Below are 20,269 nucleotides of genomic sequence, written 5' to 3'. Positions count from 1 at the left end.
CATACCCCCGATTCTCCCAGCCACCCCTATCCGGACCCGGTCAATCCGCCGGCGTTTTAAAAACCGGCACCCTCACTACTGACCCACGCACCTAGTGCGCGCGCAGCTTCTCCTTGCCCCTTGTTGACAGAGATGATGCCTGCACGGCATACCTCGGCCGTGTAGGCGGCTTCATGCAGAGCCAACGCAAGAATGGCGGCGGTCAGTGGAGTGATCAGTTCATTTGCATCACCGAGGACAATACCCGGGCCGCCCGGTATGCCGATGGAGATTTGGGCGTAAAGCGCCCCCAGATTGTACCAGAAAAGAATCTGGACCAGGAGTGGCGTGGCACGGAAAAACCAGACGTAGCCCGCGCTGATGACATTGAGTAACCGGTTGTGCGACAGGCGCATAAGCGCAAGGGCGCAGCCCAGAACCGCTGCTATCGCGGCGGCTACTGCCGTCAGTTCGAGGGTGCGCTCCAAACCGAGGAGTATCTGAGAGGAGAACATGTAGTGACCAACAACGTCCCACTCGAACCGTGGATTGGCAGCAACGTTGATCAGTCCCAAGGCCACAAAGGCAACGAAAATCACGGACAAAGTGGTCCGGACCGGATGCCGAAGGGGTACGACCTTGTCGATCCTTGATGCCTCAGGGGCTTCTGCCGTAGGGGTGTCTTTAATATTTGTCTTTGTCATGGTTTAGACCTCGGCCGGGTTTAGCTGGACGTCGCCGGTCAGGATCTTTTCCAGTCCCCACTTCGCGAAAATTTCTTTCATCTTGCCTGTGTCGTTCAGGTGCTTTACTGCTGCTGTCAGCGCTTTTTGGAGACCGGTGTCGCGGCCGATCACGATGCCTTTCGGGTCGGATCCGAGCCCTGTGTCCGCGAGCTGCATTTTTCCTTTGGACTGGTCAACTTGGTAGAGAACGCTTACTTCGTTGAGGAAGGCTGCATCGGCGCGGTTGCTTTGGACTGCGAGGAAGAGGGAGTTCGCATCGGGGAAGGCGTCGCCTTTGATTGCGGCATTGCCTGCCCCGACACATTTGTCGGAGAGCTGGGGCAGGAATTTGGTCTGCTGTACGGAGCCGTTGAGGACTGCCACCGTTTTTCCGCACAGTGTGTCGAAGGTGATGTTCTCCTGGTTGTCTGCCGCCTTGGCCAGCGCCTGACCGTAGTGGGCGTACACGACGAAGTCAGCTTGTGCCTTGCGTTCCTTTGTGTAAGTGATGCTTCCTGCTGCTGCGTCAAACCGTTGCGCCAGAAGGCCCGTCATGAATGCTTCTGGTTTTACGTCTTTCAAGTCGACCTTGACGCCCAGGACCTGGCCGACGGCGTGCATGAGGTCTGCCTCGACGCCCGTGATTGTTTTCCCGTCATTACCTATGAACATCATCGGGGCAAGCCCGGTCGTGCTTCCGACCGTGATTTTGCCGCTCGTCTTGTACTTCTCCGGCAGTAGGTCCGCAATTTCTTTCACCGCTGCGACTCCGGCTGATGCCGTCGAAGACCCAGGATTTTCCGCAGGGCCAGTATTTGTCAATGCACAGCCGGACAGGGCGAGTATCAACGAAGCGCAACCTGCGAGGGCGCGGCGGGAGGTCCGCCATCGGGCGTGGTTTGAGTTCATGGGGTCTGCCTCTCTCAAGGATGTCTTAGGCATCAGAAGAATTGATGACGAACATGGGGCTTGCCCAGGCAACGTGACCGTCCGACTGCCGGACCTTCACCAGGTAGACATTGCGGCCGGCGCGGAAGGGCAGTGCGTCAAAGGTAACGGAGGCGTCCAAGGGCTGGTCTTGGACAGGAAGCCATTGAAACGTGACAGCGCGGTCGACACCAGTTTCGACGGGGATCTCCAGAGGGCTGTCTCCAAGGTCGCTCAGATCTACGGAGAGGTCGACTCCACCGGCATTGAAATGCACTGCCTTGGGCTTTTGGTCCAGGTCCAGAATGATGCCGTCGTGGTCTCCATTGGTGCTACTGACCCACTTGACCACCTCACCATCAGCAGCGATGATCCCCTGATCGGGATGATCGAAAGCCCACGTCCTCGCATTCTCGATTTTTGCCCCGGATACCTGGAGCTGGCCGTTCCAGTCCTGCACGCGGGTACGGTTCTTATCCCGCGCTCCCCGCCAGGAGACCCTGAGTCGGCGGTGCGAGAGCTCATGGGCCGGCTTCCATGCGGCCAGGACCTGGTCGGCGTCAATAATTTCGATGGATTCGATGGGTGCGGTCCCTGCAGCATCGACTTTGATCACCGGGGCGGAAGTGGCCTCCCAAAGATCGCCCATCGTGTGTTCCCCGGCCGTGACTTCCAGGACAATTCGTTCGCCTGTGGTTGCGTAGCAATCGCGACGGCGAAGTGCATCCATAATTCCGCGGCGGCTTAGCTCGTTGGCGCGAACTGCCGCCAGTCCGCTTCTCACCCCGAACACCGGCAGGCTGGGAAAGCTGCCTCCAGGGCGGCCGGAGTGATCATCTGAGGCGGCTATCAGCCCGACAGTGAGGCCGCGCCTGAGAGCGTCCAACGCGAACCATTCAAACCAGCCATGGACGGATGTCATCTCCAAAACCGGTGTGATATCAGTTTCGATCAAATCCAGATTTGCTACCCGGCCTCCGACGTGGGCAACGGTGATCGCGTCAATTCCCTCCGCACGGAGCGTTGAGTACACGTCCGTGATCGTCCTGCAGTCGGTGTCTACGTCTGAGAGGTCATCCAGAAGGGCGTGGCTTGACCGAAGAAGGGGAGCAGCAGAGTTATCGGCATAGAGAACGTTGTGATCACCACCGGTCGGCGTGTTTCCCGACCACTCGAAGCCACCGAAGGCCACGAAGGTGCCGTCCTGCGTGTACTGGTCTGTCATCTTGAGAACGCCGGCGTAGGCTTCCCGTTCGACCTGGAAGTCGTTGGCGCTATGGGTCACAAAATCAAGCTGAACCGCGTCCCGGGCATATTCAAAGAACTCGCGCAAAGAGCCGGCTCCAACTGTCTCCCCGGTCTGTCCCTGCGTGTCTCCCCAATACAAGGAAGACTTTGATGCGCCCATAACGATCGGGTTAGATATCGCGGCGAGCCCATTGGCGTCGAGCACGTCAAAGCGTACCGACCCTTTGCCGAAAGGCACCGCCACGTCAAGGGTCCTGATGCCCTTATCTTCCGGGGAGAAGTCCATAACGGCGATCGTTTCCCCTTGACGGGAAACTGTGGCTGAGCCCGTGTAGTTCGTCGCGACGTTGCCGAACCTGTCAATCGCCCGCACTGACATCCGAGCTGACCCGGTGTCTCTGGGCACTGGCTTCACTGTCGCGAGCAGAGCGTTCGCAGGGCCGGCTATTACTTCCACGGTGGTGGTGCCAGGCACGTCGTAGTAGACATTGGTCGCGAAGGCATCCACCAGAACACGGACAGGTGAAGCCTCTTCAACGTAGCTTTGCATGGAAGCTCCAGGACTTCCGGCGCTGGTGTCTCCCCAGACAAGTTCCACGACGTCGCCAGGGGCAAGGGCTCCGTCGGTTACATCGACAACAATGCCCTTAACCCAAGGCCTGACGCCCGCTTTGGTCTGCCACCTCGCCGTGACCCGGGCTGGTCCCGAATTCCGAACCGTTACGTAATTCGGGGCCGTGGGGTCCTGGAACTGGGGGATACCTCGGTCGCTGGGAATAGGAAGAAGGAACTTCAGCGCGCCCCCGTCGTCAACGCCGTAGGGTCCAGTCTCGTATCGGAAGGTCCAGGAGCCAAAGGAGCCTGCAACAACTGGAGTGCGTGGGCTCAGGCTCACCTCTCCGACCTGTCCGGAGGGCCAAGTCGTGGCAGAAGCCAGGCTTTCGGTATGCAAAATGCTCATGAGCTGTCTTTTACCTTTCCAAGGGCTTTTCAGTGACCTTGTGCGACACGGAGGAAATCTCCCCAGAACTTTGAGGACTCCCTGCCCAAACAAGGGTGCGATGTGGGCTATGTCTCATTTGAACCCTGCGCCTAGAGCACGGTCAAAGACTTTTTACGGATAGGCCTATAACGTCGGCTTATGGGGTAGGGTGCCTCACTATGGAACGTCGACAACTGGAGTTCTTCGTTGCGGTGGTTGAACACAGGGGCTTCACAAGGGCCTCACGCGCACTGCACGTCTCCCAGCCAGCCCTCTCCCGCTCAATCCGACTGCTGGAAGATGAACTGGGAACGACGCTTCTCCATCGAAAGCCGTCCGGCATTGTGGTCACTCCGGCCGCTGAGAACCTCATGCGTCGAGCGCGCATGATCCTCCATGACATGGAAGCCTTTAAAGCTGCCGCGAATTCAGAGGTGAATGTCGTGGCGGGTACCGTAAACATTGCACTAAGCCCGGCCCCGGCCATCGAGCCCATGACCACTATAGTTGCCGAGCTCCAGCACCGGCATCCGGGCGTGTTCACGGTCGGCGTCGGGTGCACAAGTTCAGCTGCCGCGCTTGAAGCCGTGATTGACGGGCGTTGCGAAGTCGCGCTGTTCGGTCAGCCAGAGACACCAGTGGCTGGCGGCGTCCTTTTTCACCGCATCCACATGGAGGAGTTGATGCTGGCCCTGCCACCCGGCTCCTCGTTGGCCTCTCAGCAGCGTATCGACCCGAACGCGCTACGGAATCAGTCGTTTATTGTCGCTCCGCCAGGCACAACCTTGCGCACCCTATTTGAGGACATCTCAGGACGGGTCGAGAACCTTCATGTTGTCGCTGAAGCAAGCCATCGGGAGGCCGTTTTACCCATGGTGTTGAAGGGGGTCGGGCTTGGCTTCCTGCCGGCGGGCTGGCGAACTTTTGTCGAAGCTGCGGGAGGCTCACTGCGGAGCCTTGATCCGCCGGTCAATATCCCAATTTGGCTGGCCCACGGCAGCCGCTTAACCCCTCCTGCCAAAGCATTCGTGGACACAGCACTCCGGCTAGCCAGATGACTCTGCTACACAAAGTGCCTGCCCTCGCTTGGCAAAGACGAGGGGCGCCGGGCTGTTGCAATCGCGGCCTCCGGCGAAGGGGAGAAATGATCATGACGTACGAGGACAGGGGCTTAGGACGGAAAGAGTGCCGGGCAGCGGTGCTGTCAAATACTTTGTCGAGCGTTGCCACAAGACCCTGCCCGACCATGATGGCTCAGACGCGAGCTCAACGAGTCGTGGTAGCGGCCGAAATGCTATTTCCGAGGCGGTCCCTTGCCCATTTTTCGGACGCCGATAACGGATCTTTCGTCAAGGGGCCGGCAGGGCAGGGGAGTGGCCTAGTCGATCTTCCAGGTTAGACCGAGCAACTGAAACGCGTGCTTGATCGCGTTACTGTCAGGATGAAGCTCCTCGGACCTGCTATGCCGAAGCTTTGAGCTGACAAGACCGTCGCCTGGTCGTTCGAAAATCGCCCATAGCCGCAGGTCGTCCCCGTGGCGGGAGGCGAACGTAACGCCGTCGAGGTCTGTGTTCTCGTAGATCCAGGCGGCGATTGCCTGGGTCAGTTCCCGTGGTCGGGCGTCCTTCAACGCTGCGGCGTCAAGGTCGGCCAGACCGAGACTGAAGGCCATGCCGATGAAGTGTGGATACAGGACTGCGATGGACTTGGAGTCCGTCACGGCACAGTAGGCGCCGGACAACTCGGCCGAGGTCGCAGCGCGGGCGTCGAGCCATTCCAGCGGAACCTGTCCCGGCGGGACGGTGGGGTGCAGAACTGCGTCTTCATTGTCTTCAACGATTTCGTCGAGTTCCATGGCAAGCCTGGCGTCGCGGCGGAACCCGGCCAGCACCTCGAGAAGGCATGCTCGCAGGCTGGATCCCGCGTACACGGTACGGAAGTTTCCGTGAAGATCATCCCACCGGCCTGGAAACCTGCCGTTGGTTGCCCATTCCCAGCCGCTCCATGCCCACGGGTCAGGACGGAACCCAATCCGCCATACCCGGGTGTCTGCAGCCGATGATGTCAGCAGTCCAGAACTCACCCGTCAGCCTGCTGCCGCGAACGCCCGGGCGGCGGCAAGAACGGCCTGCGCTGCACCCTCGACCTGGCCTTCCCGGAGCAGCCGAGCCGGCGGCACATCCTCCAGCTGGGGATTCATGCCTTGGAACCACGCTTGGACGACCGCGCGGGAATCGCGCTCAGCCAATAAAGCGGCCACATGGTAGGCATGGCGCAATCGCGTCATCACCTCGGCTGAGGGTTTTCGTTCGCCGTCGGCCCACTGGCGCACGGCTCGGGTTTCCCTCACCGAGCCGATATAGGCGACTAACTTCGCACCAAGGATCTCACGCAGGTACCGCACCAGTTCAGCGTCGGGAAGCCGAATGGAATCTTGGTGCGCTTTCAGCCCGCCCCGAGCTCCTGCAACTGCTGTCATGTCTTCATGATGGCATAAAGCCCGTACGGTATCAATGGGCTAATCACACCCTAAATCACACAGGAGAAGCGTTGACGAGAGGGGAGGTAGCGACGCCGCAAGAGTATGCAGCAGGGGCCTGAAAGAATGGCTTGCATGGACAAACTTGAAGCCGGCACAGGGGCTGGCCCGGGATCAATCCTGGAGATTCGTATCGACCTGATCGACAGTGTGCCTGGGATTTGGCGCCAGCTGGAGCTCCAGGGCGCCATGGCTCTGGATCAGGTGCACCAGGTTCTGCAAATTGCCTTTGGCTGGTAGGACGTCCACCTGCACAGGTTCACGACCGGTGACCCCTTCGCGCCGCTGCGGCCGATCGACGGCGAAGTTCCGGACGTTGTGCAGTGGCTTCCCGGACAGGAGTGCGCCGAACCGGCGGACCGACCCGAGGAGGGCTGCTCTCTGGAGCAGCTGCTCGCGCCAGGTGCCGGCGCCGCGTTCTATGAGTACGACTTTGGCGACAGCTGGCTTCACCGGCTCGAGCTGGTCTCCCGCCGCCCCGCAGACGAAGACACCCCGCCGGCCCGGTTGACCGACGGTGCGCGGCGCGGCCCGCTGGAAGATTCGCGAGGTTTCCCCGGATACGAGCAAATCATGGACACCCTGGCCGACCCGTCCCATCCCGACTACGCCGAACACTCCGCATGGGCGGCCGAAATAACCGGACCTGATGAGCCCTTCGACCCTGCCTTCCTGGACATTCCCGCGGTGAACCAGGCACTGGCCGAGACCTTCTGAGCAGGGCCCGTGTCATCGTAATTGGCCACACGAGTGCTCAACTCTCCTTGCGTTCAATGGGAACACGCCTGGCGACCGACTGAGATGCATGCGGATTTGCCAGCCCAAGAGAGACGACAACGCCACGATCCGCCTCACTTTGCATGGCAAAACCCCACGTCGGCGTGGCCAAAGTCATTGAGAGCGGACATTGCGACTAGTGCACGGCCACCGGGTAACACGTGCCCGCAGGTATGCTTTCAGTGGCTTTTTAGTGGAACTTCCGTAGTGTTCCCTATAGAGTTGGTGAACTACGCGAGGGAGCATTATGAGGATCTCGATTGATGTGGGCGCAGCTCACAGCGGCACCGCACGGCTGGGTATCCGCGAGGTTGTCCGGCAGCTGAACGGTGCTCTTGGGGCGACGTTGGTTGCTGCACTGGCGGGTAGCAAGGATCCGAAGATCAGCTACCGCTGGGCCCGCACGGACGGACCCGAACCGCGGGCTGAGGCGCAGGCCAGGCTTCAATTGGCGCACCGTGCCTGGACGGCTGTGGCGGGTGTAGAGGGTGAGCATGTGGCCAGGTTGTGGTTTGTCGGTGCCAACCCGTGGCTGGGTGAGGTCTCCCCGATCGAGGCGATACGGGACATGCGCGCCAAGGACGTCATGGGTGCGGCTATCGCGATGACCGAGGACAGGTTCTCCGCTTGACGGAGGTCTGCGCGGCCACTGGCCTGGCCTTCGTGGACGGGCCGGTCCTGGGATACAGAATCGCCAAGTCCTCGTATGGTCCGCTCAACCCCTTGCCGCGCCCGGACGGCCGAAACTGACCCGGAAGTGTTCGACGCGGTCGTCGAGTTTGCCCGCAACAGCGGTCTGGAGCCGATCGAGATCAAGAAGGAGAAGGCCGGCTACGTCCTGAACTCGCTGCTCGTCCCGCTCCTGAACGCAGCCGCCGGGCTGCTGCTACAGGGCGTCGCCAGCCCGGAAACGATCGACAAGACCTGGCGGATCGCTACCGGAGCGCCGATCGGGCCGTTCCAGATCTACGACGTCGTCGGCCTGACCACCGCGTACAACATCGCCTCGTCCTCACCGGACGCCGGATCGCAGGCATTCGCCGCGTACCTGAAGGACAACTACATTGACCGGGGCAAGCTCGGCGTCGCCACGGGCGAGGGCTTCTACACCTACTGAATCAGAACAGCGGAATCCGGGTCAGCTCAGCGAGTTCTCCCAGCAGCCGCTCCTGGAAGACGGAGTCGAAGGCGTCAGGAGCGGGCGGGTGGAGCTTCCGGTGGTGCCAGTATCCGCCGCTGGTGAGGGCCGATGGATCATCGCTGGCGGCCAGCCAGGTCTGCGTGAGGTGCCCCATTTCCAGGTCGTCGGGCGCTCCGGGGCCGCCCATTCTGGTGGGGACCCAGCCGGGGTCGACGGCGTTGCTCAGCACCGAAGGCCAGCGGCGCGCCGCTGCCAGGGCAAACGCGGTGACGTAGAGCTTGCTCTCGGCGTACGCCTGGCCGGCGTTCCAGCGCCGCTCGGCCCAGTCGAGGTCTTCCAGTGAGCTGCTGCCGCTTCGGTGCAGGCCGCTGCTGAGATAGATAAGGCGGTCCGGCCTGTCGATGAGTGCCGTGAGCAGGTACGGCGCCAAGGTGTTCACGGCGAGTGTCCTTGCGTGTCCCTCCGGCGTGGTGCCGCGTGTCGGCTCAAGGTATGTGCCGGCGTTGTGGATGACGGCGTCCATCCGGCCGATGCTGTTCACCTGTTCAGCCACCGAGCGCGTTTCCGCCGCGCTGCTGAGATCGCCGACGACGACGCCCGCCGCCCGAGCGGCTAGCTCGCCGAAGGCCTCGAGGAGGGCGCCGGCGCTTTCGGGCCTGCGGGCGTGCAGGACGACGTCGTGCCCGTCACTGAGTAGGGCACGTGCCGCGCCGAAGCCCAGCCCGGAGGCGGAGCCGGTGATGAAGATGCGTGCCACGGAATTTTTCCTTCATCGGTTCGCCTGGACGGGGGAGCCTCGCGCTGCTGAAGTGGGTAGGCCCGTTCGGCTTCTTCCTGTTCCAGGGCCTGGACGGAGCGGGACAGCAGGCAGAACTCGTTGCCCTCGGGATCAGCCAGAACCACCCAACTGACGTCCGGACCCTGGCCCACATCTGTACGCACCGCACCCAGGGCGAGCAGGCGCTCAATCTCCTCGGCCGTAGACACGCCGTCAGCCCGCAGGTCGAAATGCAGCCGGTTCTTGATGGTCTTGGTCTCGGGCACAGCGATCACATCGATGGACGGGGAGGTGGCATCCCGCGGGGCAATGCTGACGATGTCCGTATCCTCCTTGACAAAATGCCAGCCGAGGACGGCGCACCAGAAGTCCGCGACCAGCCTGGGTCTGATCGCGTCGATGGCAACACCCGCCAGTTGGCTCGGCATGGCACCACGATAGCCCACGAGGTGCGCTGTAAAAAGCGCAGATCAGTTGGAGCGGGCTTGTCGGCTGGCAACGCGACGAAGTGCATGAACAGTCACGCTGACGGAGAGGACGAAGCTGGGGAACAATGCCGGGACGCCGGCAGGGCTGGCGCGTCGTGGCGCTAACATTGGTCCCAACACGTCTTACCAGGAGGGTGCATGCCGTACATCGTTGACTTCGAGAATGTTTCCAATGTCGGAGTGGAATCGTCTCCGGTCGCCGACGCCCTGGCCGGGTTGCGCGCCAACGAGGCCCGCTATTACCGGAACAAGTACGAGCACGTCTTCACGGTGAGCCCCGCTACCGAGGTTCCGGAGGTCGTCGACCGGGTCAGCCGGATCCTCCGGGACGAACGTGACATCGTCATCGGCTCCCGCCCGCTCGAAGCGTCCGCCTTCGAAGTTGACGGTCTGCGGATGGCTTACGTTTTCTACGAGTCGGGGCTGTCGATCAATGTCATGTACAGCATCGAGGACGGCGGAAAGCGGGCGGTCGGTTTCAAGCTTGCCGAAGGCATGGCGATCCCGGAAGAGTTGGAGACGCGCTTCAAATTCGCCCGGCAAAAATCGAAGCTGGCGGGCGTTATTCGCGGCTCCTACTTCGTGATTAAAGGCAAATACTGACCGCTGCATCCGACCGCTGCGGGCTCCCGCCCGGCGCCGGGTAACGGGATCAGTCCAGTGCCGTCGTCGTTGTTCATATCGCCAGGCGTTATGGGGACGGCGGCGCCGGCGCGTTCAGCGCGGCATTGACCGGGGCGAAGGCGGCCCGATCCAGGACGAGTTCGATCTCACGGATTTTGTCCCCGCTGATGGCGAGCAGTTCGATGCACCGGACAGCACCGGCAGCCGTATCGGTAACGAAGTCATACACGACGCAGGCTCGGTTCTCCGCGGTGAAGACCTCCCGGACGTCGTTCCTGATCAACACCGGAAGTAGGCGCTCGAGCGCCGTGATCCAGCCGGCCTTGTCGAGAGTGGTCCCGGCGAAGGTGGCCGCAAGGTCGTCATCGAACAGATCGTTGAGAGCGTCAATATTGTGGGAGCCAACAGCCTCGATGTAGGACCGTGCCGTTGTCTCAACGCTGGAATCCTGCAAGGGGCATTCCTTCCTGTTCGGACGAAGTCCAGCCGGCATCCCCGGTCCAGCCCCCGACCCGTGGACGCCGACGGCGTATCTGCGAAGCCTAGCGACCCGGCGGAACGAGGGGAAGCTCCGAACCGATGACGTGGGAGCCCATCTGGCAGGTGGCAGCGGCCAGTATGGGCACACCTGGCGCTTGGCCTGCGTGTGCGGTCCGGAGGAAATCATGGTGGCCTTAGCCGAGCGCATCGGCTGACCTGCAAGCAGCCGACGCCAGCCCCCGCCGTCGTGTCCAAAGCGGCGACGGCGCCAGCTGCGCCACCGCCGCATCCCGTCACTATCGGGCCAGGTACTCTTCGTGCTGCCGGTGCGCCTCTGCCACCTCGGTGCGGATGGTGTCCACGTCCTTGGCCTTGTTGCGGTACTTCGGGTTCATCTGTTCGATCTGCCGTTCTTCGTCCAGCAGGGCATTGTAGATCCGCTCGCGCTCGGCCGGATCCGCCGTGTATTCGAGGTCCAGATAGCTGACTGCGTGTCGGCGGGCGTTGTTGATCGCGGTTTGTGCCTTCCCAGCCTTGCTCAGCAGTGATGCCAGCACGGTGATGACGAGGGCGCCGATGATGACGGTCAGGGACAGGCCTGTGGTGATCTCGAAAACAGGGACCGGTTGGCCGCCGTTGACGAACGGCAGGTTGTTCTCGTGCAGGGCGTGCAGCATCAGTTTGACGCCGATGAAGGCGAGGATCGCCGCCAGGCCGTAGGAGAGGTAGATCAGCCGGTCCATCAGTCCGTCGATCAGGAAGTAGAGCTGGCGCAGGCCCATCAGGGAAAAGGCCGTGGCGGTGAAGACAACGTAGACGTTCTGGGTGAGGCCGAAGATGGCCGGAATTGAATCCAGGGCGAACAGGAGGTCCGTGCCGCCGATGGCAACCATCACCAACAACATCGGGGTCAGGACCTTTTTGCCGTTCTCCATGGTGAACAGCTTGTCGCCGTCGTAGTGATCGGAGGTGTGGAAGAACCTGCGGGCCAGGCGGATGATGAAGTTGTCCGCTTCGCCCCCGTGCTCGGTTTCGGGCTTGAGCAGGTTGCCGGCTGTGATCAGCAGGATCAGGCCGAAGGCGTAGAAGACCCAGGCGAAGGAGTTGATGAGTGCCGCGCCGAGGAATATGAAGCCAGTACGGGCAAGCAGCGAGAACACGATGCCGAACAGCAGGACCTTCTGCTGGTCCTCACGGGGAACCCGGAAGCTGGCAATGATGATCAGGAAGACAAAGAGGTTGTCCACCGAAAGGGCCTTCTCGGTGATGTACCCGGCGAAATACTCCGAGCCCATGGCCTGCCCGCCGAAGATCAGGACCAGGATGCCGAAGATGACTGCGATACCCACGTAGAGGCCGGACCAGATGGCCGCTTCCTTCAGTGTGGGAACGTGGGCCTTGCGGATATGGAAGAAGTAGTCGAAGGCCAGAAGGGCCAGAATGGCCACAATCGTGATGCCCCAGATCAGGGGAGGAACACTCAAGGTGTGTGCCTGCTTTCGTAAGGTGGGTAGCAGTGAGCCTTGTAAGTCTCTCCGCCCGCCGTCCGGCTGGCCGCTGCACCCGGCCAGGCATCGGTGCCTGACGTGTTGACGTATGCAGCGCTTCGGAATACTCCCCTACGCACTTCTACTCTAACCAAGATGGCCGTCCGAGACGAATCAGTCGGCCCGGGCCCCGGGCGAGCGGCCCTGAACGGTGACGTTCAGGGGCATACGGTTGGCGCGACGCAGGCGGCCGGCCAGCACGTTGCGCACCCCTCTGGTCACCATGGTCGTTTTCGTCAGATAGCGAAACTCCGCTGCGTCCGTGGTCACCAGGTCCAGGAGAGGGCGCGCGGCGTCGTCCGGAGTCTGCCCCCAGAGTCCGGCAACGATCTGCAGACCGCCGAGCCGATGCTCGTACCCGGGCTGGGACGTAACGTGCCCCAGCAGATCCGTCATCACCAGGCCCGGCTTCATGCCATGCACGCGGACCCCGGTGCCTCTGGTCTCCCGCCGCAACGTCTCGGTGAATTGGCGGACCCAGCGTTTGCTCGACGCATACGCGTTCTGCAGCGGAACGGGCCCCCGGTCGCCGTGGCCGTAGACGTTGACGAGATCACCGTGGCCCTGCCCGAGGAACACCGGCAACGCGACCCTCGAGCCGTGGAAGCTGCCGAGGATGTTCGTGCGCACCACTTGCGTGAAATCGTCGATCGGAGTGGACGCCGTCGGCCCAAAGACGCCGGAGGCTCCGGCGTTGTTGACCCAGATGTCCAGCGTCCCGCGGCTGACGGCCTCGTCGCACAGGGCCTCGACGTCGGCCAGTTCACCGGTGTCGCAGCGACGACCGGAAACTGCAATCCCTTCGGCACGCAGCCGCTCGACGGCGGCCGCGACGTCGGCGCCCGACCTGGACGCGAGCACCACCGTCGCGCCCCGATTCCCCAGCAACCGGGCCATGGCAAACCCCAGACCGCGGGTTGAGCCCGTCACAACAGCCACGCGTCCGCGGAGGACGTTTCGTTGCGTATCCATGACTCACTCCTACCCGCAGCGGCAGGAGGGGGGCAAGAGGTCCGGCCTGGCGGCTGTTCCGAGGTGCCGGCCTACGTATCCTGCTGCCGGCGTAACGCTGGCTCTCGTCTCAGTTAACAAGTGGCGAGCTGAGCCAGCTTGTCTGACAGGCCAGTACGTTTCCTGCCCGGTCGTGCACCAGCAACCAGTCGATCAGGCGTCCAGGAACCGGGAGCCTGCCGGGAAAGGGGCATCCAGTGGCTCTCCCCAAGGATCGTCCGTGTCCGCGTCGGGCAGTGGGTGCGCGGCCGTGAACAGGTACCAATCGGGGACGGGGTCCTCGGGCAGTTCAGGTTCCGGTCCTGGGCCGGCTGGCGGGCCTAGATCCGGGGGCGGTTCCGGTTCTGGCTCGTTGCCGGGGTCCACTGGCCGGCCAGGGACCGTTCCTGTGGCGGCAGCCAGAAAACGCTGCGGCCAACGGGGTGGTTCCCAGTCCTGGTGTTCGCTGGAGTAGGCACGTCCCAGGTACGCGGAGAGCCAGGCCATGCCGTCCCGGTCCGGGGCGAACTCGACCCGCCGGTCACCGGCGCTCCTGGTGTGGCGGGTTTCGATGCTGACGGGGTGGTGGCGTTCGCGCCAGGTGCGGGCCCTGGCCCGGAACCGGCCCGGCACGAGCTCGCCCGCCCCGGCCCCATCCAGATTTGCGGTTTCATCGACCATGATCCGGGCGTGCTGCCAGGACATTGTGCCGGCCTGGAGTGCCGTCAGGGTCAGCGGCAGCGCCGTTACCAGGGCCAGCGCGTCGGAGATCAGGGCGCCGGCGGTCCGTTCGCTGACGGTCGGGATGCAGGCGACTTCGGCGACCACGGCCATTTCCTGGCCGGTGCGTTCCTGCGCGGAGACTGCCGGTGCCGCCAACGCCTCGGCGGCCTGCACGTAATCCGCGGTCACCCGCACCTTCAACGCGGCAGCCCCGGCCTCCCACCGCGCCAGCCCGGGCCTCCCACCGCGCCAGCCCGGCCAGGACGTCCAGACACACGTCCGCCCTGGCACGCAACGGATCAAAGTCCCGCAGCGGGTCTGCGTCGGAGGGCTCGTCGACGTCGCAGTCCGCGCCCGCTTCAGTGTCGGCGAGAGCAGCCAGCGCGGCGGCGGACGCAGCGAGGGCAAATGAGATCATCAAAGTCATCGCCTGTGTCGATACTGATGCCGACACCCACGATGTCGCCCTGATTAATCAGCACGGGAAACATCTGGCCGACGAGAAATTCGCGGCCACCGGACCCGGCTACCGGGCCATCGTTGAGTACATTCACCCAGTTCGGGCCAGCCATCGCCGTCGGAATCGAAGGCGCCGGCAGTTACGGTGCCGGGCTGGCTCTCGCGTCCTGGCGACAGAAGGCTTTGAAATCGTGGAGGTCAACCGGCCCAACCGGCAGTCCGCCGGTTGGGCGGGAAGTCCGCCCCGCTCGACGCATACCAAGCCGCGGATCGTGGCATTTCCCGACGAAACGTGGGCCGGCTACTGGTCCTCGGGTGTTCTTCTGGGCGGGCGCCATTGAGTCGCGTAGAGTGCGGGGGTATCGGAGCTATTTCGCTTGCGGACAACCCAAGATCGCGTCGCCAACGACGAGAGACGCTGGGCCGGTTCGCGGTCAAGACGGGAGCGTTACCCATGACGCTGGAACACGAAAAATTCCAATTCGCGCAGCCTGACATGAGGTCTGCGCACCGACATGGTTCTCGATTCCAAACACTGACATCGCCGTCGACGCCCACCATCGCCTTGTTGAGCACCTATCCTCCGACGCAGTGCGGGCTGGCGACGTTCACGGCTGCCCTCTACGAGCACCTGAGCCGGTTGCCAGGACACGTCGGGGTTGTCAGGGTTCTGGATGACCCCGACGGGGGCCCGCCCGCAGCGGAGGTCGTCGCCGACCTGGTGAACGGTTCCCGTGCTAGCGCCGCCGCCGCCGTGCACACCCTGAACGGTTACGACGTCGTGGTCGTGCAGCATGAGTACGGCATCTACGGCGGGTTCGACGGCGCCGACGTGCTTGAGGTCGTCGAGGCCCTCACCGTGCCGACAATGGTGGTCCTGCACACCGTGCTGGAGAACCCCACTTCTCAACAGCGTTGGATCCTGGAACGGCTCGTCACCGCTGCCGACGTCGTCGTGACGATGGCAGAGACCGCTCGAGACCGGCTGGTGGAGTACTACGGCGTGGACCTGGCCCGCATCGTGGTGATCCCCCATGGGGCCATCGACCACCGCAGCATGCGGGGGACCCGCTCCGCCGGCCCCCGGCCGTTGATCCTCACGTGGGGTCTGCTCGGTCCGGGGAAGGGCATCGAGTGGGCGATCGACGCCATGCAGGGCCTGCGCGATTTGCGGCCACGCTACCTGGTCATAGGCAAGACCCACCCCAAAGTGCTCAAGCGCGACGGTGAGGAGTACCGGCGCAGCCTCGCGGTGCGCGCACGCGAGCGTGGGGTCGCCGACATTGTGGAGTTCGACGCCAGCTACCTCGAGCTTCCCGCGTTGGCCAACCTCGTCGAGTGCGCTGACGTGGTGCTGCTGCCGTACGACTCGCCCGACCAGGTCACCTCGGGCGTCCTTATCGAGGCGGTGGCCGCCGGCCGGCCCGTCGTCTCGACGGCTTTCCCTCACGCGGTGGAGCTGTTGGCGGGCGGTTCCGGCCTGATCGTCCCGCAGCGGGACCCGGGCGCGCTGGCTCTGTCCCTGCGTCGCGTGCTGACCGAGCCCGGACTCGCCGAAGAGATGGCTGCCAGCGCTGCGAGCCAGGCCCCCTCCCTGGTCTGGAGTGCAGTCGCGCAGCGCTACCGGTCGGCCGCCGCGAGCCTCGTTGCCGCCTCGTGAAGATCCCCACGCCCTCGTTCGCGCACCTGGGCAGACTCACCGACGACACGGGCCTGTTCGAGCACGCCGAGGGCGTCGTGGCCCGCCGCAACTGCGGCTATTGCGTCGACGACGTGGCGCGCGCCCTGGTGGTGGTATGCCGTGAGCTCGCTCCTTCCGGCAGCTGCGAACTGCAAGGGCTGGCAGAGGTGTACTTGTCGTTCGTGCTCGCGGCGCAAGCCGGCGACGGGCGCTTCCACAATCGGCTCGGCCTCGATCGTCGCTGGCAGGACCAACCCACGGTCGAGGACTGTTGGGGACGCGCCCTCTGGGGGTTGGGAGCGGCCGCAGCCGCATTCCCGACGTCTCAGTTACGCGACACGGCCCTCGACGCCTTCACCCTCGGTGCCCGGTGGCGGTCACCCTGGCGGCGTCCCATGGCCTTCGCCGCTCTCGGCGCTGCGGAGGTGCTGCGGGTTCTCCCCGACCACCCTGGCGCGCGCGCGCTGCTGGCCGGTGCCGCCCACCGGATCGGCCGGCCGCGCGCGTCCCCGCTCTGGCCATGGCCCGAGGACCGCCTCGCGTACGCGAACGCGGTGTTGCCCGAAGCCCTGCTGGCTGCCGGAGCCGCACTAGACGACGAGTCGCTGCGAGCAGACGGCTTTCTGCTCTTGGGGTGGCTGCTCGACGTTGAGACACGCGGCGGGTACCTGTCCGTGACACCTGTTGGGGGTCGCGGACCGGGCGAGGCAGCCCCGGCGTTCGATCAGCAGCCGATCGAGGTCGCGGCCATCGCCGACGCCTGCGCCCGGGCGTACTCCATCACCGGCGAACCCCAATGGGCTGACGGGCTCGAGCTTGCCGTGACCTGGTTCCTCGGTGCCAACGATGCAGGCACGCCCCTATACGACCCGGTCAGTGGCGGCGGCTGCGATGGCCTGGAACACCGAGGGCGCAACGAGAACCAAGGTGCCGAGTCGACGCTGGCCGTGCTCTCAACCCTGCAGCACGGGTGTCGGGTTCTCGGGGCGAGCCGATGAGCTCCGCCATCCGGCAGCTAATCGCCCGCGCCGAGGTGCGCCTCGATCCCGACCCGTCCCGCGTGTTGGCCCAGCTTTTCGTTCCTGGTCAGGAACTCGTCCGGGACCGCAGGTCCCGCACCTCCGGTGTGCTGAGCCGTATCCTCGCGCTGCCGGAGGAGGCGGTGGACACCACTCTCGAGGCGGTGACGGCTCGCTTCACTGGACGGCACCGGGACCTGCGAGCGATCCTGCAGGCCCACTACGAGCGGGTCGCGCACCGGGTGACGGACGCTACAGCCCTATCGAACGAGCGGCGGTTGCTCATCGGTGCCTGCTTCACAAAAGAATACTCGGTTGAGGCCGCTGCGCTGTTCAACCCCTCGGCCGTGGCGCACCCAGATCAGTCGGGCCTTGAGCGGGGAGCCGTCCGGTTCGTGCTGAGCCTGCGGGCCGTCGGCGAGGGCCATATCTCAAGCCTTGAGTTCCGCACGGGGGTGGTGGGTCCGGGCCGCAATCTCCGGCTCGATGATCCCGGACGGTTCCTCGATGCCGGGCACCACCAACCGACGACGTACGAGCGCGAGCTGTTTCTGGGCAAGCTTTTGGAGGCGGCCGCCGACGAGGAAAGCTCTTCGTTCCTGAGGCGCCGGCTCCCATCCCACTTCGACAATGCGGCGTTGGAATCGGCGCTGTCAGCCCTGGCGGGCCAGCCCGAAACCTGGCACGGCGCCGCTCGCACAGGCCACCTGGCACGGCACATCGCGACGTGTAACTATGACATCGAGTTCGACGCAACGTCCCCGCTGCCGGAGCGGGTTCTATGGCCACACGCCCCATCGGAGTCCGGGGGCATCGAGGACGCCCGTTTCGTGCGCTTCATCGATGACGACGGCAGCGCCACATATTACGCGACCTATACGGCCTTCGACGGGAAACATGTGGCACCGCAGCTCATCGAGACGGCGGACTTCCAACGCTTCCAGATTAGGCAGCTCTCGGGTCCCGCGGCGAGGAACAAAGGGATGGCACTGTTCCCTCGCAAGGTGGGCGGCCGCTTCATCGCCCTGTCGCGTTGGGACCGCGAGAGCAGCGCGATTGCCACGTCTCCGGACGGCCGGGCGTGGGGCAGCCCGACGACGCTGCAGACCCCGGAACAACCGTGGGAGCTTATCCAGCTCGGCAATGCTGGTTCGCCCGTCGAGACCGACTCCGGGTGGCTGGTCCTCACCCACGGTGTCGGTCCGATGCACGAGTACTCCCTCGGGGCCATCCTGCTCGACCTGCATGACCCGAGCCGGGTCATCGGTGCGTTGCGCGAGCCTCTTATTCGCCCGGCACCGAGCGAACGGGACGGGTACGTTCCCAACGTCGTCTACTCGTGCGGAGCGCTCGTCTGTGGGGAACAGTTGCTGCTGCCCTACGGGGTCAGCGACTCGTCGGTCCGCTTTGCCTTCGTGGACATTCCACTGCTGTTGGACCGGCTCACCGTGGACGGCCCGTGGAAATGACCCGGGCGAACAGATCGGCGTAGTCGACAACCATGCGGTCCGCCGTGAAGCGCTTCTCGACGTCATTCCGACAGTCCCTGCGATGCAGCCCCTGGACCATGCCGACGGCCGCGACCGCCGCGGGCACGTCAGCGACCAGGAAACCGGTTTCACAGTGACGAACAAGCTCGGGCAGCGAGCCCAGAGGGTGCGCGATCACCGGGGTGCCGGTAGCGAGGGCCTCAACCACCGACAGGCCGAATGGTTCGGCGAAGTCGATCAGGTGCAGGAGCGCCAGGGCTCCCCCGAGCAGCGTGTCACGCTCAGCCGGTCCGACCGGACCCACGTAGGTGACGCCAGGCTTGCCCAAGTGGGGCTGGATCTGATCGCGAAAGTACGCCTGGTCCTGCACGATGCCCGCCAGGATCAGCGGCAGCCCCGACTGGCGTGCTACCTCGATGGCCCGGTGCGCCCCCTTATCTTGGTGGATGCGACCGAGGAAGAGCAGGTAACCGCCGGGGTCGGGCCGGAAGGTGAAGCTGGCCAGGTCGATGCCGTGGTAAATCGTCGCCTCGTAGGTCAAGTCGGGGTGCCGGTCGGCGTCGCTGATGGCGACATAGCGAGCCACGTCGTCGTACGCGCGGTACACCGGGAGGATACGGTCGGAGGAGAATCCGTGGATGGTCGTCACTACGGGTGTGGCCACCAGGCGGCTGTAAGTCAGCGGCAGGAAGTCGAACTGGTTCGACAGGACGTCGAACTCGTCAGCGCGCTCGAAGGCGGCTGCGATGTGCAAGCCTTCATACACCTTGGCGTCGATATTCGGGTCCTCCTCATAGCCGCTCGGCGCCTCGGCGTGCAGGTGCGCTGACGTGATCGAATCGCCAGTCGCGAAAAGCGTGACGTCATGACCTTGTGCCACTAGGCCCTCGGTCAACGTCGACGCCACCTGCTCCCAAGGCCCATAGTCCCGCGGAGGCGTCCGGTGCGCGATGGAGGCGATGACCCCGATTCGCAGGGCCCGGATCCTCTTCTCCACGGGAACCGTGGGTGAGCGACTCATAGTGTTCAGACTTTCATCTAGGTTGTAGATCAGCGTCGGGGGCGTGCTGATCGCGTGGCTGGTGCTGCCGAACGCGGTGCGGGTGCTGACCGACTTCACGCCCTCGGGCGGCTCCAACTTCATCAGCGCCCAGGTGTACCTGTCCTTCGTGTTACGCCTGCTGCTCGCCTTCGGCATTGCCTTCCTGCTGCCCGTGGTGTTGTTCGGGCTGAATTTAGCCGGCCTGGTCAAAGGCGCGCAACTGCTCAAGAGCTGGCGGATCACCGTGTTCCTGGTCTGCCTCTTCGCCGCGATGGCAGCGCCCGGCGCGGACGCGACGAGCATGTTCTACCTCGCCGTGCCGATGCTGTTGCTTTTCTTCACCGCGATCGGACTGTGCGTACTTAACGACCGGCGGCGCGAGAAGCGCGCCGCCACGGCCGCCGCCGAGACCGAAGCCACGGCCGACCAGGCCACTCCAGGCCCCGACCTACAGAACCTGTAAACCCGCGGTGTCCGGGCCGGCGGCAGGGGCTTCCTGCCAGGCCCTCGCGCCGGCTATCCGAAGCGTCGGGTGGCTGTGGGGAGCCTGTGCCACACCGTTGCAAACGGTAACCGGCCAGTCCGGCAAGTTGTCTTTCATCGCGGGGTGTGTCATCGGGGCCGCCGAGG

At 64.0% G+C, this 20,269-nt stretch carries 19 protein-coding genes and 2 pseudogenes; 9 read left to right on the top strand and 12 right to left on the bottom strand.

Annotated features, from left to right (window positions below; genetic code table 11):
• Positions 1 to 56: 56 nt before the first annotated feature.
• The 3 genes from ABIB14_RS16270 to ABIB14_RS16260 form a co-directional block, all read right to left on the bottom strand.
• Positions 57 to 683, bottom strand: coding sequence for an ABC transporter permease subunit (locus tag ABIB14_RS16270; protein WP_354236950.1), 627 nt, complete (start codon positions 681 to 683; stop codon positions 57 to 59).
• 3 nt (positions 684 to 686) lie between these two features.
• Complete coding sequence (locus ABIB14_RS16265) at positions 687 to 1,463, bottom strand: transporter substrate-binding domain-containing protein (protein ID WP_354236949.1); 777 nt, start codon at positions 1,461 to 1,463, stop codon at positions 687 to 689.
• Positions 1,464 to 1,638: 175 nt separating this feature from the next.
• Positions 1,639 to 3,429 (bottom strand): DUF3604 domain-containing protein, encoded by a 1,791-nt coding sequence (locus tag ABIB14_RS16260; RefSeq protein ID WP_354236948.1) that lies wholly within the window; start codon positions 3,427 to 3,429, stop codon positions 1,639 to 1,641.
• A gap of 611 nt (positions 3,430 to 4,040) precedes the next feature.
• Here ABIB14_RS16260 and ABIB14_RS16255 point away from each other — a divergent pair.
• Entirely contained in the window at positions 4,041 to 4,919 is an 879-nt protein-coding gene (locus tag ABIB14_RS16255) for a LysR family transcriptional regulator (protein WP_354236947.1), read from the top strand.
• 320 nt (positions 4,920 to 5,239) lie between these two features.
• Here the strand turns inward: ABIB14_RS16255 and ABIB14_RS16250 are convergent, their stop codons facing one another.
• Entirely contained in the window at positions 5,240 to 5,944 is a 705-nt protein-coding gene (locus ABIB14_RS16250; protein ID WP_354236946.1) for an RES domain-containing protein, read from the bottom strand.
• A gap of 3 nt (positions 5,945 to 5,947) precedes the next feature.
• Positions 5,948 to 6,340, bottom strand: coding sequence for a hypothetical protein (locus ABIB14_RS16245; protein ID WP_354236945.1), 393 nt, complete (start codon positions 6,338 to 6,340; stop codon positions 5,948 to 5,950).
• A gap of 105 nt (positions 6,341 to 6,445) precedes the next feature.
• On the opposite strand from ABIB14_RS16245, the pseudogene ABIB14_RS16240 reads away from it, so the two are divergent.
• From ABIB14_RS16240 to ABIB14_RS16230, 3 genes and pseudogenes are all read left to right on the top strand, one after another.
• Positions 6,446 to 7,117 (top strand): annotated as a pseudogene (locus tag ABIB14_RS16240) (plasmid pRiA4b ORF-3 family protein).
• Between the two features lie 307 nt (positions 7,118 to 7,424).
• Entirely contained in the window at positions 7,425 to 7,808 is a 384-nt protein-coding gene (locus ABIB14_RS16235) for a hypothetical protein (RefSeq protein WP_354236944.1), read from the top strand.
• Positions 7,809 to 7,883: 75 nt separating this feature from the next.
• Positions 7,884 to 8,294, top strand: a complete 411-nt coding sequence (locus ABIB14_RS16230) for a 3-hydroxyacyl-CoA dehydrogenase family protein (RefSeq protein WP_354236943.1) — start codon at positions 7,884 to 7,886, stop codon at positions 8,292 to 8,294.
• 1 nt (position 8,295) lies between these two features.
• Here ABIB14_RS16230 and ABIB14_RS16225 read toward each other — a convergent pair whose 3' ends face one another.
• Both ABIB14_RS16225 and ABIB14_RS16220 read right to left on the bottom strand, forming a co-directional pair.
• On the bottom strand, positions 8,296 to 9,039 hold the full coding sequence (locus ABIB14_RS16225; RefSeq protein WP_354236951.1) for an SDR family oxidoreductase: 744 nt from the start codon (positions 9,037 to 9,039) through the stop codon (positions 8,296 to 8,298).
• The gene (locus tag ABIB14_RS16220) at positions 8,931 to 9,524 is read right to left on the bottom strand and encodes a VOC family protein (RefSeq protein WP_354236942.1); all 594 of its coding nucleotides are present in this window, start codon (positions 9,522 to 9,524) and stop codon (positions 8,931 to 8,933) included. The genes ABIB14_RS16225 and ABIB14_RS16220 overlap by 109 nt, the downstream gene beginning before the upstream one ends.
• A gap of 198 nt (positions 9,525 to 9,722) precedes the next feature.
• Between ABIB14_RS16220 and ABIB14_RS16215 the strand changes: the two genes are divergently transcribed.
• Complete coding sequence (locus tag ABIB14_RS16215) at positions 9,723 to 10,187, top strand: DUF8821 family protein (protein WP_354236941.1); 465 nt, start codon at positions 9,723 to 9,725, stop codon at positions 10,185 to 10,187.
• Positions 10,188 to 10,275: 88 nt separating this feature from the next.
• On the opposite strand, the gene ABIB14_RS16210 is transcribed toward ABIB14_RS16215, so the two are convergent.
• From ABIB14_RS16210 to ABIB14_RS16195, 4 genes are all read right to left on the bottom strand, one after another.
• Positions 10,276 to 10,662, bottom strand: a complete 387-nt coding sequence (locus tag ABIB14_RS16210; RefSeq protein WP_354236940.1) for a nuclear transport factor 2 family protein — start codon at positions 10,660 to 10,662, stop codon at positions 10,276 to 10,278.
• A 322-nt stretch (positions 10,663 to 10,984) separates the two neighbouring features.
• A complete protein-coding gene (locus tag ABIB14_RS16205) occupies positions 10,985 to 12,172 on the bottom strand; it encodes a TerC family protein (RefSeq protein ID WP_354236939.1) in 1,188 nt (395 codons plus the stop codon).
• Between the two features lie 177 nt (positions 12,173 to 12,349).
• Positions 12,350 to 13,207 carry an SDR family oxidoreductase gene (locus ABIB14_RS16200; RefSeq protein ID WP_354236938.1) on the bottom strand — a complete coding sequence of 286 codons (858 nt, stop codon included), beginning with the start codon at positions 13,205 to 13,207 and terminating at the stop codon, positions 12,350 to 12,352.
• Positions 13,208 to 13,399: 192 nt separating this feature from the next.
• A complete protein-coding gene (locus ABIB14_RS16195) occupies positions 13,400 to 14,137 on the bottom strand; it encodes a 13E12 repeat family protein (RefSeq protein WP_354236937.1) in 738 nt (245 codons plus the stop codon).
• An 838-nt stretch (positions 14,138 to 14,975) separates the two neighbouring features.
• Here ABIB14_RS16195 and ABIB14_RS16190 point away from each other — a divergent pair.
• The 3 genes from ABIB14_RS16190 to ABIB14_RS16180 are packed head-to-tail and all read left to right on the top strand — an operon-like array spanning position 14,976 to position 18,576.
• A complete protein-coding gene (locus ABIB14_RS16190; RefSeq protein WP_354236936.1) occupies positions 14,976 to 16,067 on the top strand; it encodes a glycosyltransferase in 1,092 nt (363 codons plus the stop codon).
• On the top strand, positions 16,064 to 17,086 hold the full coding sequence (locus ABIB14_RS16185; protein WP_354236935.1) for a glycosyltransferase: 1,023 nt from the start codon (positions 16,064 to 16,066) through the stop codon (positions 17,084 to 17,086). Before ABIB14_RS16190 ends, ABIB14_RS16185 begins: the two co-directional genes overlap by 4 nt.
• Positions 17,083 to 18,576, top strand: a complete 1,494-nt coding sequence (locus ABIB14_RS16180; protein WP_354236934.1) for a glycoside hydrolase family 130 protein — start codon at positions 17,083 to 17,085, stop codon at positions 18,574 to 18,576. The genes ABIB14_RS16185 and ABIB14_RS16180 overlap by 4 nt, the downstream gene beginning before the upstream one ends.
• Here the strand turns inward: ABIB14_RS16180 and ABIB14_RS16175 are convergent.
• Positions 18,551 to 19,618: a glycosyltransferase family 4 protein gene (locus ABIB14_RS16175; RefSeq protein WP_354236933.1), complete on the bottom strand. Its 1,068-nt coding sequence runs from the start codon at positions 19,616 to 19,618 to the stop codon at positions 18,551 to 18,553. The genes ABIB14_RS16180 and ABIB14_RS16175 overlap by 26 nt on opposite strands.
• A 34-nt stretch (positions 19,619 to 19,652) precedes the next feature.
• On the opposite strand from ABIB14_RS16175, the pseudogene ABIB14_RS16170 reads away from it, so the two are divergent.
• A pseudogene (locus ABIB14_RS16170) lies at positions 19,653 to 20,102 on the top strand (twin-arginine translocase subunit TatC); the annotation flags it as partial.
• Positions 20,103 to 20,269: the final 167 nt, after the last annotated feature.

Source organism: Arthrobacter sp. UYEF3, from assembly GCF_040546245.1.
GTDB lineage: Bacteria > Actinomycetota > Actinomycetes > Actinomycetales > Micrococcaceae > Arthrobacter.
The sequence above is the reverse complement of the archived record's forward strand: the minus strand, read 5'-3'. Positions and strand labels throughout refer to the sequence as shown.

Coding starts and splice junctions, on each gene's coding strand:
- ABIB14_RS16270 (WP_354236950.1), bottom strand. CDS start 683: ATGACAAAGACAAATATTAAAGACACCCCTACGGCAGAAGCCCCTGAG.
- ABIB14_RS16260 (WP_354236948.1), bottom strand. CDS start 3,429: ATGCAAAGCTACGTTGAAGAGGCTTCACCTGTCCGTGTTCTGGTGGAT.
- ABIB14_RS16255 (WP_354236947.1), top strand. CDS start 4,041: ATGGAACGTCGACAACTGGAGTTCTTCGTTGCGGTGGTTGAACACAGG.
- ABIB14_RS16245 (WP_354236945.1), bottom strand. CDS start 6,340: ATGACAGCAGTTGCAGGAGCTCGGGGCGGGCTGAAAGCGCACCAAGAT.
- ABIB14_RS16235 (WP_354236944.1), top strand. CDS start 7,425: ATGAGGATCTCGATTGATGTGGGCGCAGCTCACAGCGGCACCGCACGG.
- ABIB14_RS16230 (WP_354236943.1), top strand. CDS start 7,884: ATGGTCCGCTCAACCCCTTGCCGCGCCCGGACGGCCGAAACTGACCCG.
- ABIB14_RS16220 (WP_354236942.1), bottom strand. CDS start 9,524: ATGCCGAGCCAACTGGCGGGTGTTGCCATCGACGCGATCAGACCCAGG.
- ABIB14_RS16215 (WP_354236941.1), top strand. CDS start 9,723: ATGCCGTACATCGTTGACTTCGAGAATGTTTCCAATGTCGGAGTGGAA.
- ABIB14_RS16200 (WP_354236938.1), bottom strand. CDS start 13,207: ATGGATACGCAACGAAACGTCCTCCGCGGACGCGTGGCTGTTGTGACG.
- ABIB14_RS16180 (WP_354236934.1), top strand. CDS start 17,083: ATGAGCTCCGCCATCCGGCAGCTAATCGCCCGCGCCGAGGTGCGCCTC.
- ABIB14_RS16175 (WP_354236933.1), bottom strand. CDS start 19,618: ATGAGTCGCTCACCCACGGTTCCCGTGGAGAAGAGGATCCGGGCCCTG.